The sequence below is a fragment of the Nocardiopsis endophytica genome, from assembly GCF_027706725.1.
In the GTDB taxonomy this organism is placed as follows: Bacteria; Actinomycetota; Actinomycetes; order Streptosporangiales; family Streptosporangiaceae; genus Nocardiopsis_A; species Nocardiopsis_A endophytica.
The window spans coordinates 1-15,676 of record NZ_JAQFWQ010000097.1; the positions used below are offsets into that span (position 1 = coordinate 1).

A 15,676-nucleotide genomic window follows, 5' to 3' on the forward strand; every position below is an offset into this window, starting at 1 on the left:
GCCCCTAAAAGCGGCCCGGTAGCGTCGTTTCTCCCGAGATCAACGCCGAGCACACTCGCCTATCCTCGCCGGCTCTTAGGCGCGATCAGGTGGTGAACCTACCACTCCCCCCACCGGGGACGGCCCCTACCCCTGAAGGGGCGATCCCCCATCAGACCAGGTCAGCGCGGGTCAGTGCGGGTCAGCGCGCGCGGGCCGCTCGGGCGATCCCGCGGACGAGGCGCTCCAGCACCGGGCGCGGGGTGGCGAAGTTCAGCCTCACCCACCCGTGCCCCGCCTCTCCGCACTCGGCGCCGTCGACGACCGCGACGCCGCCGTGCTCGCGGATCCATCCGGCCGGGTCGTCCTCCGGGACCGTGCCGCGCAGGTCGATCCATGCCAGGTAGGTCCCCTCCGGGGGCCGGTACCCGGCGCCCGGCAGGTGCTCGGCCAACAGGTCGCCGAGCGCGCGCCGGTTGCCGTCCAGGTAGTCCAGGACCTCTGCGAGCCACGGCGCGCCGTGCCGGTAGGCGGCGGTATTGGCCGCCATCCCCAGAACACTGGCCCCGTGCAGGGTGAAGGGCTCCATGCCCTCCACCACCTCGGCGTCGGCATCGTTGGTGATGATGAGCTGCGCGCACTTGAGGCCCGGAATGTTCCAGGCCTTTGAGGCCGATGTCGCCGTGACGCTGTGCCCCGCGGCGGTGGGCCCGATGGACGCGTAGGGCACATGGTCGTGCCCGGGGTAGGTGATGGGCGCGTGCACCTCGTCGGCGAACACGCGTCCGCCGTGCCGGTCGACGACCTCGGCGATCCCGGCCAGCTCGCGCGGCGTGAACACGCGCCCGAGGGGGTTGTGCGGGTTGCACAGCACCAGCAGGTCTCCCCCGCGGCGGAACGCCCCGGCGAGGGCGTCGGGGTCGAGGGCCCAGCCGCCCTCCCCCTGCACCATGGGGACCTGGATGATGTCGCGGCCCAGGCGTCCCGGGATGGTCAGGAACGGCATGTAGCAGGGCGTCGGAAGGATGATCGGGCTCCCGGGCCGGGAGAAGTGCGCGACCGCGGTCTCGAACGCGCGCAGCACATCGGGCACCGTGTGGATCCGCTCGGCGGGCACGCTCCACCCGTAGGCCTTCTCCAGCCACCCGCGACACGCATCGGCGAGCTCGGCCGAGGCGCCGGGCGGGGGGTAGCCGAAGGCGGCGCCCTCCACCGCTCCGCGGAGGGCCTCCAGCACCGGCTCGGCGGTGCCGAAGTCCATCTCGGCGACGAACGCCCCGAGCACGCCCTCGCCGTACTTCGACCACTTCAGCGTCCCCCGCGCCCGCAGCTCCTCGACCGTCAGGGCATCGAACCCCTCTGCCAGGCCCATACGCCGTCCTCTCCGTCGTCCGCTCCGGCTCCGCGCCGCGTCCCCTCCCCGGTCTTCCCAGATGCGGGCGCGTCTCCCGGGCGTACCGCGCCGCGGTGTGCGACGGTGGCCGCACTCGGCCAATGATTGCGCATTACGAAACTGATTGCGTGATGGTCAACCGTGCTCGAGAATGTGAGTGCGGGTTCCCCAACCAGTCCGAACGTCGGGTTCCTCGCCCCGCGCCTCCTGCGGGAGGACGTTTCCCGAGCGGGCCGAGGGCCGCAAGGGGTGATGTCGTTGCCAATGCCGACCGACCTGGAGATCGCCCGCGGCGCCGCTTTGGAGCCGCTGTCGAGCGTCGCCGACCGCATGGGGCTTCCGGAGGACCAGCTGGAGCCCTACGGCGACCATGTGGCCAAGATCCGACTCTCCGCCTTGAGCGCGCTGGCCGACCGGCCCCGCGCCCGCTACGTCGTCGTGACCGCGGTGACCCCCACCCCCTTGGGCGAGGGCAAGACCACCATCACGGTCGGCCTCGGCGACGGCCTCAACCGCATCGGCCACCGCACCGCCCTCGCGCTGCGCCAGCCCTCCATGGGGCCGGTGTTCGGCATCAAGGGCGGCGCGGCCGGCGGCGGCTACAGCCAGGTCGTGCCCATGGAACGGCTGAACCTGCACCTGACCGGCGACATCCACGCGGTCGGCGCGGCGCACAACCTGCTGGCGGCCCTGCTGGACAACCACCTGTTCCGGGACAACCCGCTGGACATCGACCCGAACGACATCTCCTGGCGGCGGGTGGTGGACATCAACGACCGCTCCCTGCGCGACATCGTCACCGGGCTGGGCGGCCGGTTGGACGGGGTGCCCCGGCAGACCGGGTTCGACATCACCGCCGCCTCCGAGGTGATGGCGCTGCTGTCGCTGTCGTCGTCGGCCCAGGACATGCGCGCCCGGCTGGGGCGCATCATCGTGGCGGGCGACCGGGCGGGCAAGCCGGTGACCGCCGAGCAGATCGGCGGCGCGGGGGCGATGGCCGCGGTCCTGCGCGAGGCGGTCAAGCCCAACCTCCTGCAGACCCTGGAGCACACCCCGGTCCTGGTGCACACCGGCCCCTTCGGCAACATCGCCACCGGCAACTCCTCGGTGGTGGCCGACCTGATCGGCCTGCGCAGCGCGGACTACCTGGTGACCGAGGCCGGGTTCGGGGCCGACATGGGCGCCGAGCGCTTCTTCAACATCAAGTGCCGTGTCTCCGGCGAGGCCCCGGACGCGGCGGTCGTGGTGGCCACGGTGCGCGCGCTCAAGGCGCACTCGGGGCGCCATGCGGTGGCCGCGGGCCGCCCGCTGCCCGAGGGGATGCTGGAGGAGAACACCGACGACGTCCGGGCCGGGGCCGCCAACCTGGTCAAGCAGATCGAGAACTGCCGGCTGCACGGGGTGTCGCCGGTGGTGGCGGTCAACGCCTTCCCCACCGACCACGCCTCGGAGCTGGAGGAGGTGCGCCGGATCGCCGCCGAGGCGGGGGCGCGCAGCGCGGTGTGCACCAATGTGGTCGACGGCGGGCGCGGCGCCGAGGACCTGGCCCGGGCGGTGGCCGAGGCCGCCGAGGAGGAGTCGCACTACGCGCCCCTCTACCCGGAGGACGCCACCATCCGCGACAAGGTGGAGGAGGTGGCGCGCCGGGTCTACGGCGCCGACGGGGTGGAGTTCTCCGAGACCGCCGACCGCCAGGTGCGCGCCTGCGAGCGCAACGGCCTGGGGCGCCTGCCGGTGTGCATCGCCAAGACGCACCTGTCCCTGTCGTCGGACCCGTCGCTGCGCGGCGCCCCGACGGGGTGGACCCTGCCGGTCCGCGAGGTCCGCCCCGCGGCCGGAGCGGGATACGTCTACCTGATCTGCGGGACGATGCAGACGATGCCGGGGCTGGGGAGCTCGCCCGCGGCCTACGGCGTCGACCTCGACGAGGACGGGGAGATCACCGGACTGTCCTGAGTCCGGTCCCGAGCGGGGGCGGCGGGACATCGGGGGTCCCGCCGCCCCGTCCCCGTCAGGCCGCGACCGATCCCGTCCCGCGGTCCCAGACCCGGTGCCCGGCCAGGAGCGACGCCAGCGCGCGCGTCAGCTCGCCGTGGTCGGACCCCCGGTGGGTGGCCACGCCCTGGTCCACCACGGCCTGGCCGGTGGCCGGGGCCGCGACGCGCAGGTCGGGCAGGGTGGTGTGCGACAGCACGTCCACCCCGTCGTTCAGCGCCGCGATCGGCTTGTGGTGCTTGAAGGCCTCGGCCGCGAAGTGCAGCGTGGGCCCGTGGGAGGACAGCTCCGCCGCTGCGTCGGCCCCGCCGGGCACCGCCACCGCGTCGTAGAGCACGGAGGAGACAGTGCCGATGGCGCGGTCGGCTTCCAGCGGGGTGCCGTCGGCGGTGCGCAGCGGCCCGTCGTGCGGGGCGAGGACCTCGGCGACGGCGCCGCCGTCGGCCATGGCCCCGCGCAGCGCCTCCACGTCGTGGGCGTCGACGCCGTCCGCCGCCAGGACCGCCACTGTGCGCCCGGTGATCTCGTTCATCGCCGTGCGCGCCTGGCTCAGCGCCGGGGAGGAGCGCCCGTGGTTGGGCACCGCCTCCTTCTCGGGCGGGTCGACCCCGACCCCGGCGGCCACGTCGCGGGCCAGCCCGTGGTCGACGTGGTTGAGCCGCTCGACCACCCGCTCGCGCACCTGGAGCGTGTCGCACTTGCCCAGCTCGAAGCGGAACGCCTCGACCAGGTGGGCGCGCTCCCAGTCGGACAGGCTGTTGTAGAAGAGCGTGGCCTGGCCGTAGTGGTCCTGGAAGCTGTCGCTGCGCTTGCGGATCTTGGCCCCGTCCACGCGCTCCTGGTGGTGGCGGTAGGGGTCGGACCCCAGCGCCGGGCAGCCGCCGCCCAGCGAGTTCGGGTAGTAGCTGGTGGTCCCCCGGTGTACCCGGTGCTGGCCGTACCCGTCGCGCTGGTCGTTGTCGACCGGGGCGAGGGGCCGGTTCACCGGGAGCTGCTGGAAGTTGGGGCCGCCCAGGCGGATGAGCTGGGTGTCCAGGTAGGAGAAGTTGCGGGCCTGCAGCAGCGGGTCGTTGGTGAAGTCGATGCCCGGCACCACGTTGGCGGTGTGGAACGCGACCTGCTCGGTCTCGGCGAAGAAGTTGTCCGGGTTGCGGTCGAGCACCATCCTGCCCACCGGGGTGACCGGCACCTCCTCCTCGGGCACGATCTTGGTGGGGTCGAGCAGGTCGATGCCGAAGGCGTGCTCGTCGGACTCCGGGATGAGCTGCATGCCCAGCTCGTACTCGGGGTAGTGGCCCCGCTCGATCGCCTCCCACAGGTCGCGGCGGTTGAAGTCGGGGTCCTTGCCCGCGATGCGCTGCGCCTCGTCCCAGACGAGCGAGTGCGTGCCCAGCTTCGGCGTCCAGTGGAACTTGACGAAGGTGCCGCGCCCCTCGGCGTCGACCAGCCGGAAGGTGTGCACGCCGAAGCCCTGCATGGTGCGGTAGCTGCGCGGGATGGCCCGGTCGGACATCAGCCACATCATCATGTGGACGGTCTCGGGCTGCAGGCCGACGAAGTCCCAGAGGGTGTCGTGCGCCGACTGGGCCTGCGGGATCTCGTTGTGGGGCTCGGGTTTGACCGCGTGCACGAAGTCGGGGAATTTGATCCCGTCCTGAATGAAGAACACCGGTATGTTATTGCCGACCAGGTCGTAATTGCCTTCGCGGGTGTAGAACTTGGTCGCGAAGCCCCGGACGTCGCGCACGGTGTCGGCGGACCCGCGCGATCCGGCGACCGTGGAGAAGCGGACGAACACGGGCGTCTTCAGCGACGGGTCGCACAGGAACTCCGCGCGCGTGTAGTCGGCGAGGGACTCGTACACCTGGAAGTGGCCGTATGCCCCGGCCCCGCGCGCGTGGACGACGCGTTCGGGGATGCGCTCATGGTCGAAATGGGTGAGCTTCTCCCTGAACTGGAAGTCCTCCATGAGGGTCGGGCCGCGCTCGCCCGCGCTCAGGGAATTGTCGGTGTCGTCGACCCGGACCCCGGTGTCGGTGGTCAGAGCCCCTGCGGAGTCGACGCGGTCGCCCTCGAGCTGGCGGTCCTTGTCATCGGTCCGTGCCTCTGGGGTCTCGGACATCGTGTTCTCCTCCCCCGGTTCTCTGTTCGCGTGCGCGGGGCGCGCCGCCCCCGGAGCGCCCCGCGCGTCGTCGTACCGTGCCGCCTGCGAAGACGGCGGGCCGCTCAGTGGCGGGCGATCTCCTGGACGAGGCGCTCGCAGAACGCGTCCAGGTCGCCCGGGTCGCGGCTGGTGGTGACGGCGCGGTCGGTGACGACCTCCTTGTCGACCACCTCCGCCCCGGCGTTGCGCAGGTCGGTGCGGATGCTGGGATAGGAGGTGACGACCCGCCCGCGCACCACGTCGGCCTCGGCGAGGATCCACGGCCCGTGGCAGATCGCCCCGATCGGGCGCCCGGTGGTGGCGAAGCCCCGGACGAACTCGACGGCTTCGGGGACGATGCGCAGCCGGTCCGGGTTGATGGTGCCGCCCGGCACGACGAGTCCGTCGTAGTCGTCGGGGTCCGCCCCGGTCACCCTGCGGTCCACGGTGAACGTGTCGCCGTGCTCGATGTCGCCGTTCATCGCCTGTATGGGCCCGGGGACGACGGACACCAGCTCGACCCGGGCCCCGGCGTCCTCCAGGGCGTGGCGGGGCCGTTCCAGTTCGACCTGCTCGACGCCGTCGGTGGCGAGCACGGCCACCGTACGGCCTTCCAGTTCGCCGGTCATGGCGCTTCCCCCTCCTCGGCGATCGCGGCTCGCCCGGTCCGGCTACCCCCGTGTCCCGCGGTCATGCGCGGGCGCCGGGGCGGGAGGGGCGCGCGGGGCGGCCGTTGCGCCGCCGGGGGCCGGGGCCTAGGGTCGCTTGCGCCCCTACCCCCTCGCGCATCGGGAGGACCCTTGCGCAGCAGGCACCTGGCCGCGGCCGTTCCGGCGGCGGCCCTGATGGCGACCCCCTTCCTCCCCTTCCTCCGCACCGGCGGCCTCTGGCTCGGGCTCCCCCCGATGCTCGTCTGGGTCGTGCTGTGGTGCCTGCTGGTCACCCCCGCGCTGCTGTTCATCGCGCGCGGCGCCGAGCGCGAGGAGGGCGGGGCATGAGCACCACTCTCGCCATCGCCCTGGCCGGGATGGCCGTGATCGCCCTGTGCGGGATGCTCGGGCGGCGGCGCCCCTCCGGCGACCTGGCGGACTGGACCGTGGGAGGGCGCAACTTCGGCGCCGCGACGGTGTGGTTCCTCCAGGCGGGCGAGATCTTCACCGCCTTCACCTTCCTGGGCCTGGTCGGCCTGGTGTTCACCGGCGGCGTCGCCGCGCTGTACGTGGTGCCCTACCTGGCGGTCGGGTACATCCTGCTGTTCTTCGTCGGCCCCCGCATCTGGCGTCTGGGCAAGGAGCGCGGCTACCTGACCCAGGGCGACTTCCTCTCCGACCGGTTCGGCAGCCGCGCGCTGGGCGCGGTCTCGGCGGTGTTCGCGCTGCTGTTCCTCTTCCCCTACCTGCAGCTCCAGATCACCGGCCTGGGGCTGGTCCTGGAGCTGGTGACGGGGGACGCGGCTTCCGGCGCAGTGAGCATGGCGGCGGGGACCGCGCTGGTCGTCGTGTTCGTCCTGTGGGCCGGGGTGCGGGGCGTGGTGGCCACCGCCTACCTCAAGGACGCCGTCACCCTGGTGGTGATCGCCGCGCTGGCGGTGGCGGTGCCGGTCCACTACGCAGGCGGTGTGGGCAGCGTGTTCGAGCGCCTGGCCGCCGAGCGGCCGGAGCTGTTGACGCTGCAGGTCGAGGGGGCCGGTCCGGTGTGGTTCTTCTCCAGCGCGCTGGTGAGCGTGCTGGGGTTCGGGCTCATGGGGCTGCCGTTCCTGTGGAACAGCGTCCTGAGCGCCGGGAGCGCGCGGGCTCTGCGGCGCAATTACGCCTTCCTTCCGCTGTTCACCGTCGTGGTCGCGTTCCCCATGGTCATCGGGTTCACCGCGGTGCTGGTGCTGTCCGGGGACACCGAGCCCAACGGGTCGCTGCTCACCCTGGTGCGGGAGATGCTGCCCGAGCCGCTGGTGGGGATCGTCGCGGTCGCGGCGCTCATCGCGTCGATGGTGCCCGCGGCGAGCATGGCCATCGGCATCTCGACGCTCGTCGCGCGCAATGTCGTCCCGGCGCGCTCGCCCCGGGTGCAGTTCTGGACCAACCACGCGACCGTGGTCGCGGCGTGCCTGGCGGCGCTGCTGCTGGCGCTCCTGCGGCCGGACCTGCTGGCCAACCTGATCCTGCTGACGTATGCGGGCCTGGTGCAGATCACGCCCGCGATCGCGCTGGGCCTGTGGCGCCGGCGCCCGGTGCACCCGTGGGCGGTCCTGGCGGGCATGGCGGCCGGGGTCGCGGTCACGCTGGCGCTGTCGACGGTCTACGGGGCGGCGATCGCCGGCGTGAACTCCGGGCTGTACGGGCTGGCGGTCAACCTGGCGGTGGTCGGGGCGGGTGCCCTGGTCCAGCGCGCGCTCGGGCGGCCGGAGGCGGCCGATCCGTCCTCCCGGGCGGCGGTCGGCGCAGAAGGGAACCGGGTGGGGCGGGACTGAAGTCCCGCCCCACCCGGCCGATGCAACCCTTGTCGCGTCTTCTGCCCACCGGTGTTCGGTTTATGCGCGCGGACGAGAAGGAATCCGCAAGGTTTCCGGGAATCGGACGCACGGAGACGGAGCGGTACGGAGCGGTTGCGCGGAGCGGTTACGCGGAGCGCCCTCGGGCGGCGCCTTCGCCGTGGCCGCGGAGGGCCTCCTGCAGCCTCCGCCCGAGGGCGCCCCTGCCCCGGTGGACCGCCGCCATGCCGCGCAGCTCGGCCAGCGCGTCCGGCCCCTCCCCCAGGGCCGCCATGACGTCCAGATAGCGGTCGAGCGCCCGGACGGCCTCTTCCTCCAGCGGTTCGGCCACCGCCCTGCGGAAGGCCGCCGAACCCAGGCCGTCGGCGGCGGGCCCACGCCACAGCGCCAGGGCGTCGTGCAGGTCCGCCGCTCCGCCGCGCAGGTCCGCCCGGTCGACGCGCCGCAGCGCGCGCTGGACCAGGGCGCGGAAGGCGGACAGGTCGAGCCGGTCGGGCCCGAGGTCGGCGCGGTAGCCGGCGCGGGTGGTGCGGATGAGGCCGGGGCATGCGGCGTGGCGCGCCAGCGCGCTGCGCAGCCGGGCGACGTAGGTGTACACGGCCGCCTCGGGGTTCTCCGGGCCGCCTCCGCTGAGGATGTAGGGCACCAGCTCCCCTGCGGGGATCCCGGCCCCGGCGCGGGCGAGCAGCGCGGCCAGGAGGGTGCGCTGCTTGCCTCCGGGGAGGGGCACGGGGTGCGAGGCCCGCTCGGCCCGGACGGGGCCGAGGATCCGGAAGGCGGTGTCTGCGGGGCCCCCGCCGCCCCAGGCGGGCGTGGCGGAGGCGCGGGCGGGGGTTGGCCTCACTGTCGGTCCGCCTCCGTCGGTCCGTCGCCGCGGGTGGAGCCCGGGGCGCCCGGGATCGCCGGACACCGGTAGCGACGGCCCCACCAGGGCGCCGTCACTATGGGCGATTATGATCTTACATTCCGCGATCCTCCGTGCCCAGGGCGGATCGGACGGTTCCGCCCCCTGGTCAGCACAGGCGCATGGCCTCCTTGAGCCGGTCGCGCACCATCCCGGCATGCGGGTGGGTCTGCGCGCCGGCGCGCCGGACCAGGAACCCGGTGTTGATCGGGGGGTCCTCCGGCTCCAGGAGCGGCACCAGGGCGCCCGAGGCGAGCTCCCGCAGGCACAGGTACCGGGGCAGCACGCTCACCCCCACCCCCGCGGCGACCGCCGCCGCCACGCCGCGCAGGTCGGGCACGGTGATGGCGGGGGTGGCGGTCAGCCGCTCCCCGAAGACGTGGCGCCAGTAGCGGCGCAGGATGGGCAGGTCCTCGGCGTAGGACACCAGCGGCACCCCGGCGAGGGCGGCGGCCCCCTCGGCGGCCAGGCGCTCCCGGTCCAGCCGCTCGGCCCAGGAGGGGGCGGCGACGAGCACGAAGTCCTCGTCGGCGAGCGGCTCGGCCACCAGGGTGCGCCCGCGCGGCCGCACCGAGGAGACGACCAGGTCCAGGCGGCCCGCGCGCAGCCCGGCCAGCAGGTCGTCGGCCAGGCCGGTGGCCACCCGCAGGCGCAGGCCCTTGTCGACCAGGGGCGCCAGTGCCGGCAGGCCCGCGGCGCAGAGCATCTCGGCGGGCCCACCGAGGTGCAGGGGCGGGACGGGGGCCGGGGCGTCGGGGGTCCCGGCGACCTCCTCCAGGGCGTCCATCGGCCCGGCGAGGCGCCCGGCCAGGTCGTCGGCGACGGGGGTGGGCGCCACGCCGCGCGGCAGGCGCTCGAAGAGCTGGCGGCCCATCCGCTCTTCGAGGGCTTGGACCTGGGCGGTCGCGGTGGGTTGGGAGACCCCGGCCAGACGCGCCCCCGCGGTCAGCGAGCCCGCCCGGTAGACGGCGAGGAAGGTGCGCAACCGGTCGAGGTCGGGGCGCCCATTGGTGGTCCGATCGCTCATTCCGCCGATCTTATCGGCTGTGTGATGGCTCCCCGGCGGAGACGGCGTCGGCTGCGGACGGTCCCCGCAGCGGGAGCGGCAAAGAACGGCCGTTCTGCCCGGCTCCTGCCCCGACCGGGATCGACCGGGGCAGGAGGGGATCGGAGCGGCTCCGGCGGAGGGCCGCGCGTCGGCTCCCCTCGGTCGGCACCCCCAGAGGTGGACGTGCCACCGCCTGTGTACACCCCGCGATGTAGATCGATTGCAGCGCGCAGAGTGAGGCGCGGAGCGCGGCCGGCTTCCTAGGCTCACTCATCGTGGGCCGCCGAACGCGAGCGGCAAGGTGCACGGCATCGGTGCGACAGGAGGAGTGAAGGTGAGCGGTCGAGCAGCGCAGGGCTCCCGGGGGCGTCTGGGCCTACCGGTACTCGGGATCATCGGGCTGGCCCTGCTCGGAGTCCCCCGGGTCGTCGCGCACGATCTGGACCTCGTGGGGGCGGCGGGCAACGCCTTCCTCGTCTGGGCGCCGCTCACCGTGTGGGTGGCCGTCGCCCTGTGGCGCCGCGTCCCCAACCCCCTGGTGACCCTGATCGCGGTGGGCGTCGCCTACGGGGTGCTGCTGGCGGTGACGCACCAGGCCACCTGGGCCTGGGCGTTCGACACGCCGCCCGCGCTCGGCGGCAACCTGGAAGGGGCCCTCCCTCCCGCGGCCGAGGCGTTCCTGATGCGCGGGTTCTCCTTCGTGAGCAGCCTGTTCGTCGGCACCCTGGTAGGGGCCGGGTGCGGCGTGGTGGCGTGGCTGGTGAGCCGGGCGATCCCGGGCTACCCGCGCACCGCGGGCTGACCCGGCCGGGCCGGACCGGCCCTCCCCCGCTCGTCACGGACATGCGCGAACCGACTACTCTAGGTGCACCCCGCTCGCGCCCTGTCTCCGACTCCGAGTACCGGGAGTGCCCCGTGTCCACCACCGCCCTGTCCCGCGCCCACGCGGCCTGCTACGCACCGGCCGACTGGCGCCCGGCCGTGGCCGCCGTCCCCCGCAGCCTCTTCTCCGCCCGCCCCCTGTGGTCCCCGGACCCGGTGGGCCCCGACCCCGCCCTGGCCACCCTGCTCACGGTGCTGGACGGCGCCGGCATCGGCCCGGGGATGCGGGTCCTGCACGTGGGCTGCGGGAGCGGCTACGCCACCGCCCTGATCTGCCACCGGACGGGCGACCCCGCACTGGTGACGGCGACGGCCGCCGACCCCGCGGAGGCGGCGGCCGCCCGCTGGCGCCTCGCCCAGGCGGGCTGCCCGGCGCAGGTGGTGATCTCCCGCCCCGAGCAGGGGTACGCCCGGCGCGCCCCCTACGACCGGATCGTGTCCACCGCCCCCGTCGGCCGCCCGCCCGCCGCCTGGCGGGCGCAGCTCACCCCGGGCGGCAGGGCCGCGGTCCCTCCGCAGATGTGACGGCCGCGGCGATCCGGCGCCGGCACGGGCGGCATGGGCCGCCGGGGGCCTCCGGTACCGGTGGCGGATGCCGTGATCCCCACCGGTACCGGAGGCCCACTCGGCCCGTTCCGGGCGGAGCGGGCCTCCGCGGCGGGTACGCCTAGCGCGTGCCACCGCCGTGCGGGCGGTGGGTGCGCCGCAGGGCGCACCTGGACCCCATCCAGACCGAGACGGGGGCGGGGCGCACCGCGCACGCCGCCTCCACCTGGGGCCTGTCCACCAGGCTCCGGCCGGTCGCCGGATCGATGCGCAGGCGGTCGGCGATGCGCTGCCAGGTGCCGTCGGCGCTCCAGCGCCTGTACCACCCGGCGGCGGCCTCCCCTTCGGCGGTGGTGCCGCCCAGCTCGTGCCAGGGGCAGCCGGTGCGCAGGCGCTCCAGCACCGCCTCGACCACGGGGCGCAGGTCCTCCGGCGCCCCTCCTCCCCCGGCGCCGGCGTTCATCAGCGGCGCCAGCAGGGACCATTCGGTATCGGTGATTCGGTCACGTACGGCCACGCCTCACCAGCCTGCCACTCGCGGCGCGGCCGCGCCACCGCCCCGGAGCGGTCGGCCCCCTCGCCCGGGCGGGACGCAGCGGGGCGCCGCCCCGCGCCGTGCGGGTGCGGCGCCCCGGTCGCGCCTCACACCTCCTTGTGGCTCATCCACATCAGGACGGCCGCCGTGACCAGGCCGTACAGCAGGTGCCCGAGCAGGCTGGCCCACGCGTTCGCGGTGATCTGGAACAGCGGCATGCCGAGCATGGCCGGCATGAGGGCCAGGCCTCCCACCACCCACCAGAAGAGGCCGTAGACGGCGCCCGCGGCCAGTACCGGCCCGGGGCGGTCGGCGATCGCGCCCGCGATGAGGCCGAAGAGCACACCGAACCCGGCCGAGATCACCAGGTGCACCGCTCCCCCGGCGACCGCGTTCTCCGTGCCCACCAGCATGCCGACCATCGGGAGCATTCCCGTGCCGGCCATCAGGGCCCCGAAGACGATGCCGCCCGCCAGGCCGGAGACCAGGCCCCGCCAGGCGTGCACGAGCGCGTGCGAGCGGGCGTGAGCGATCGTGGACATGGCATTCACCTCCCGTGAGGGCCGCACGTCCGCGGGCCTCCCGCCGGGCGCGGGGTCCTCGTCCACTCCTGGGCTCCATTGTCGCCCTGGCGTGCCGTCGGAGCATCACGGATCGGGCGCCGTTGTGCAACGGATCCCGCTCGATCGGGGCCCACACCCGGATCCGCTCCGACGCCTCTACCCGGTCACCGGTGTGAGTCCGTACCGGGACAGGATCGGGTTGATGGGCAGGAAGAACGTGGTCCCGCCGCTCGAGCAGTTGCCCGAGCCGCCCAGCGTGAGCCCTTGGAGGTGGCCGTTGGAGTAGAAGGCCCCGCCCTGGTCGCCGGGTTCCGCGCAGACGTTGGTGCGGGTCGCGTTGTACACGTGGCCGTCAGGGGTGGTGATGGTCTGGTTCTTCGCCTGGATGACCCCGCAGTGCCACCCGGTGGTCGACCCGGTCCGGCAGACGGCGGCGCCCACGGGCGCCTCGTTCGTCCCGCGGACGGTCCCCCGCGCGCCGCCGTAGGTGTTGATGTAGGGGGTGGGCCTCCAGTTGTCGTCGGCCTCCACGAGCAGCGCCCCGCTCGCCTCGGAACTCCAGGCGACGGTCCCGGTGCCGCCGTCGCGGCCCCTGACCCTGTCGCCCGCCGAGCCGCAGGACGGGTCGGCCAGGAACCCGACCGTGACGACGGCGCCGATCGTGCAGCGCCTGCCGGTGGGAGCGGAGTCGTTGTAGAAGGGGTCTCCGGCCACGATCTCCGCCTGCTGGGTGTCGGCCCCATCGGCGGAGGCGGGGGCCGGTACCGCGAGGAGCGCGGCGGTGGACACGGCCGCCAGCGCCGCGGCGCCGACGCAGGCGCCCCTCAGGGCGTGCAGGGTCCGTTCGAGGGGCCGGGTTCTCGTGGGCGTGAGGGGGATGTGGGGCATGGCGTTCCTCGCAGTGCGGGAGGACGTCCGGGGCCGGTCTGCGCGGCGCCGGGGCCGCCGGGTGCGGCGGGACACCCGCGACGATAGGCGCGGTCCCCGCCCCTGCCCAGACCCATTGCGGCGCCCTCCGCCCCACCCCCCTCCCGCCGACGATTGCCCTGGGCACGGGCCGGGCACCGTCTCCATGTGGAACCGATGCTGGCGCGCACGGTGCCCGTCCTGCCCGAAGGCCCGCACCTGGTGTACGAACCGAAGTGGGACGGCTTCCGCGCGCTGGCGTCGACCGGCCCCACCCGCATCACGTCGCGCCGCGGCCGCCGCCTGGACACGCGCTGGCCGGAGGTCGCCGCCGCCCTGGACGCCCAGCTGCCCGGCGGGCTCCTGGTCGACGGCGAGATCGTCCGCTGGGCCGGCGGCCGCCTGGACTTCGCCGCCCTGCAGCGGCGCAACCGCGCCTCTCCCCGCTCGGCCCGGCGCCTGGCGGCCGAGGAGCCGTGCCACATCGTGCTCTTCGACCTGCTGCGCGAGGACGGCGCCGACCTCACCCGCCGCGCGCTGCGCCACCGCCGCTCCCGGCTGGAACGGCTCTTCGACGGCGTCGACGACCCGCACATCGTCCTGGGCTGGCAGACCGGCGACCCGGCCACGGCGCGCGAATGGTTCGACGGGCTGGCCGACACGGGGATCGAAGGGCTGGTCATCAAGGACGACCGGCGCTCCTACCGGCCGGGCCGCCGGGGGTGGGACAAGCTCAAGCGGGTCGCCACCACGGAGGCCGTGGTGGGGGGCGTGGTGGGCCGCCCGGACCGTCCGTGGGCCCTCATCCTGGGGCGCCGCGACCCGGGGACGGGAGCGCTGCGGCCGGTGGGGCGCACCTCCGACCTGGACGAGGCGCAGCGTGAGGGGCTCGACGGCCTCCTGGCCAAGGCGGGCGACGACCACCCGTGGCCCCGTACGCTCGGTCCCGCCTGGGGGCGGGAGTCGCGCCAGCCCTACACGCGTGTCGAACCGGAGCTGGTGGTGGAGATCGAGCCGGACGCGTCTGTGGCGGGCGGCAAGTGGCGCCACCTGGTGCGCTACATCCGTCCCCGCCCCGACCTGTCGCCGGGCGAGGTGCCGTGGGGCCTGGAGATCGAGTCGGACCGGGGCGACTGACGGACACCGGCACGGGGCGCGTGGGCCCCGGAGGTTCAGCGCGCCGCACGCGAAGGTGCGTTCCTCGCCTCCTCCACCGCCTCGGCCAGCTCGTCCCGGCTCATCTTCGAGCGCCCCTGGATCTCCAGGTCCCCCGCCTCCTTGAGCAGTTCCTTCTTCGTCCGCTTGCCGGTCCGCTCCGCCGCTCCCCCAGGCTCCTCGGCGCGGCGCGGGCTGGGCGCACGCGCGCGCGTGGCCCCGCCGCCCTTTTCCTTGCCGCCTGTGCCCTTCCCGTTCTTCTTCCGCTCCTTGAGGCTCTTCCGGAGGGCGTCGGTCAGCTCGACGACGGTGCCCCGCTCCTCGGGCTCCTCCTCTTCGTAGGTGATGGTGCGGCCCTTGCTCTTGGCCTCGATCAGCTCCTCCAGCCGCTCCTCATAGGCGTCGCTGTAGTCGGACGGCTCCCAGTCCGCCGCCATGGCCTCCACGAGCTGCTCGGCCAGCTCCAGCTCCGAATCGCTCAGGTCGGTCTCGGCGATCGGCGGCATCACGTCCTCGGGGTCGCGGACCTCGTCCGGCCACCACAGCGTCGACGCCGAGAGCACGCCCTGCTGCGGCCCCACGAGGACCAGGTGCTCGCGGTCGCGCATGATGAACGTCGCCAGGCCGAGCCGTTCGGTGCGCTCCAGGGCCGAGCACAGCAGCCGGTAGGGCTTCGCCGCGGCGCGCTCCTTGGGGCCGATGAAGTACGTCGCCGCATACCAGAGCGGGTCGACCTGCCTCCGGGGGACGAACCCGCGGATCTCCATCGCGCGGGAGCGCGCCGGGAGGATCGACTCCAGGTCCTGGGGCTCCAGCACCACATAGTCCTCCCCGTCGCCCTCGTCCACGCGCGCGCCGCGGACGATGTCGTCCCGGGAGACCTCCTTCCCGGTGCGCTCGTTCACCCGCTTGTAGCGGATCCGGTCCGATGTCCCGCGCTGGAACTGGTGCATGACCGGGCCGTGCCGCTCGCGCGCGCTGTAGAGCCGTACCGACAGCGAGACCATGCCGAACGTCAGGGTGCCGGTCCAGACAGGATTGACCACGTCAGCCACCCCCTCACCGCCATCATCGCCCGTGACGGGTAAAACACGGCTCCGTCCGGGTAAAGGGGAACGGGAACCGCACCGGGGGCCCAC

The 15,676-nt window shown here is 74.1% G+C and carries 15 protein-coding genes; 6 read left to right on the forward strand and 9 right to left on the reverse strand.

The genetic code is table 11. The annotated features are described in order from the left end of the window. Positions 1 to 181: 181 nt before the first annotated feature. A complete protein-coding gene (locus O4J56_RS25035; protein ID WP_270689146.1) occupies positions 182 to 1,351 on the reverse strand; it encodes a MalY/PatB family protein in 1,170 nt (389 codons plus the stop codon). A 285-nt stretch (positions 1,352 to 1,636) separates the two neighbouring features. Between O4J56_RS25035 and O4J56_RS25040 the strand changes: the two genes are divergently transcribed. Beyond that, positions 1,637 to 3,328, forward strand: a complete 1,692-nt coding sequence (locus O4J56_RS25040) for a formate--tetrahydrofolate ligase (RefSeq protein ID WP_270689175.1) — start codon at positions 1,637 to 1,639, stop codon at positions 3,326 to 3,328. A gap of 55 nt (positions 3,329 to 3,383) precedes the next feature. Here the strand turns inward: O4J56_RS25040 and O4J56_RS25045 are convergent, their stop codons facing one another. Further along, positions 3,384 to 5,489 carry a catalase gene (locus O4J56_RS25045; protein WP_270689147.1) on the reverse strand — a complete coding sequence of 702 codons (2,106 nt, stop codon included), beginning with the start codon at positions 5,487 to 5,489 and terminating at the stop codon, positions 3,384 to 3,386. Between the two features lie 104 nt (positions 5,490 to 5,593). Further along, complete coding sequence (locus tag O4J56_RS25050) at positions 5,594 to 6,139, reverse strand: type 1 glutamine amidotransferase domain-containing protein (protein WP_270689148.1); 546 nt, start codon at positions 6,137 to 6,139, stop codon at positions 5,594 to 5,596. A 171-nt stretch (positions 6,140 to 6,310) separates the two neighbouring features. Here O4J56_RS25050 and O4J56_RS25055 point away from each other — a divergent pair, with 171 nt between their 5' ends. Both O4J56_RS25055 and O4J56_RS25060 read left to right on the forward strand, forming a co-directional pair. Then, complete coding sequence (locus O4J56_RS25055; RefSeq protein WP_017623931.1) at positions 6,311 to 6,508, forward strand: hypothetical protein; 198 nt, start codon at positions 6,311 to 6,313, stop codon at positions 6,506 to 6,508. Next, the gene (locus O4J56_RS25060) at positions 6,505 to 7,977 is read left to right on the forward strand and encodes a sodium:solute symporter family protein (protein ID WP_270689149.1); all 1,473 of its coding nucleotides are present in this window, start codon (positions 6,505 to 6,507) and stop codon (positions 7,975 to 7,977) included. The genes O4J56_RS25055 and O4J56_RS25060 overlap by 4 nt, the downstream gene beginning before the upstream one ends. Positions 7,978 to 8,125: 148 nt before the next feature. Here O4J56_RS25060 and O4J56_RS25065 read toward each other — a convergent pair whose 3' ends face one another. After that, positions 8,126 to 8,842: an AfsR/SARP family transcriptional regulator gene (locus tag O4J56_RS25065; protein ID WP_270689150.1), complete on the reverse strand. Its 717-nt coding sequence runs from the start codon at positions 8,840 to 8,842 to the stop codon at positions 8,126 to 8,128. Positions 8,843 to 9,011: 169 nt separating this feature from the next. After that, entirely contained in the window at positions 9,012 to 9,929 is a 918-nt protein-coding gene (locus tag O4J56_RS25070) for a LysR family transcriptional regulator (protein WP_270689152.1), read from the reverse strand. A 355-nt stretch (positions 9,930 to 10,284) separates the two neighbouring features. Here O4J56_RS25070 and O4J56_RS25075 point away from each other — a divergent pair, with 355 nt between their 5' ends. Both O4J56_RS25075 and O4J56_RS25080 read left to right on the forward strand, forming a co-directional pair. Further along, positions 10,285 to 10,752 carry a hypothetical protein gene (locus O4J56_RS25075; protein ID WP_270689153.1) on the forward strand — a complete coding sequence of 156 codons (468 nt, stop codon included), beginning with the start codon at positions 10,285 to 10,287 and terminating at the stop codon, positions 10,750 to 10,752. 113 nt (positions 10,753 to 10,865) lie between these two features. Continuing rightward, positions 10,866 to 11,357: a protein-L-isoaspartate O-methyltransferase family protein gene (locus tag O4J56_RS25080; protein WP_270689154.1), complete on the forward strand. Its 492-nt coding sequence runs from the start codon at positions 10,866 to 10,868 to the stop codon at positions 11,355 to 11,357. A gap of 142 nt (positions 11,358 to 11,499) precedes the next feature. Here the strand turns inward: O4J56_RS25080 and O4J56_RS25085 are convergent, their stop codons facing one another. The 3 genes from O4J56_RS25085 to O4J56_RS25095 form a co-directional block, all read right to left on the reverse strand. Next, positions 11,500 to 11,895, reverse strand: a complete 396-nt coding sequence (locus O4J56_RS25085; protein ID WP_270689156.1) for a transposase — start codon at positions 11,893 to 11,895, stop codon at positions 11,500 to 11,502. A gap of 125 nt (positions 11,896 to 12,020) precedes the next feature. Further along, positions 12,021 to 12,455, reverse strand: coding sequence for a hypothetical protein (locus tag O4J56_RS25090; RefSeq protein ID WP_270689157.1), 435 nt, complete (start codon positions 12,453 to 12,455; stop codon positions 12,021 to 12,023). Positions 12,456 to 12,632: 177 nt separating this feature from the next. Further along, positions 12,633 to 13,364, reverse strand: a complete 732-nt coding sequence (locus tag O4J56_RS25095; RefSeq protein WP_270689158.1) for a S1 family peptidase — start codon at positions 13,362 to 13,364, stop codon at positions 12,633 to 12,635. 195 nt (positions 13,365 to 13,559) lie between these two features. Between O4J56_RS25095 and O4J56_RS25100 the strand changes: the two genes are divergently transcribed. Beyond that, complete coding sequence (locus tag O4J56_RS25100; protein ID WP_270689176.1) at positions 13,560 to 14,519, forward strand: ATP-dependent DNA ligase; 960 nt, start codon at positions 13,560 to 13,562, stop codon at positions 14,517 to 14,519. Positions 14,520 to 14,554: 35 nt separating this feature from the next. Here the strand turns inward: O4J56_RS25100 and ku are convergent, their stop codons facing one another. Then, complete coding sequence (ku, locus tag O4J56_RS25105) at positions 14,555 to 15,583, reverse strand: non-homologous end joining protein Ku (RefSeq protein WP_270689159.1); 1,029 nt, start codon at positions 15,581 to 15,583, stop codon at positions 14,555 to 14,557. Between the last annotated feature and the right edge of the window lie 93 nt (positions 15,584 to 15,676).

Coding starts and splice junctions, on each gene's coding strand:
- O4J56_RS25035 (WP_270689146.1), bottom strand. CDS start 1,351: ATGGGCCTGGCAGAGGGGTTCGATGCCCTGACGGTCGAGGAGCTGCGG.
- O4J56_RS25040 (WP_270689175.1), top strand. CDS start 1,637: ATGCCGACCGACCTGGAGATCGCCCGCGGCGCCGCTTTGGAGCCGCTG.
- O4J56_RS25045 (WP_270689147.1), bottom strand. CDS start 5,489: ATGTCCGAGACCCCAGAGGCACGGACCGATGACAAGGACCGCCAGCTC.
- O4J56_RS25050 (WP_270689148.1), bottom strand. CDS start 6,139: ATGACCGGCGAACTGGAAGGCCGTACGGTGGCCGTGCTCGCCACCGAC.
- O4J56_RS25060 (WP_270689149.1), top strand. CDS start 6,505: ATGAGCACCACTCTCGCCATCGCCCTGGCCGGGATGGCCGTGATCGCC.
- O4J56_RS25070 (WP_270689152.1), bottom strand. CDS start 9,929: ATGAGCGATCGGACCACCAATGGGCGCCCCGACCTCGACCGGTTGCGC.
- O4J56_RS25090 (WP_270689157.1), bottom strand. CDS start 12,455: ATGTCCACGATCGCTCACGCCCGCTCGCACGCGCTCGTGCACGCCTGG.
- O4J56_RS25095 (WP_270689158.1), bottom strand. CDS start 13,364: ATGCCCCACATCCCCCTCACGCCCACGAGAACCCGGCCCCTCGAACGG.
- O4J56_RS25100 (WP_270689176.1), top strand. CDS start 13,560: ATGCTGGCGCGCACGGTGCCCGTCCTGCCCGAAGGCCCGCACCTGGTG.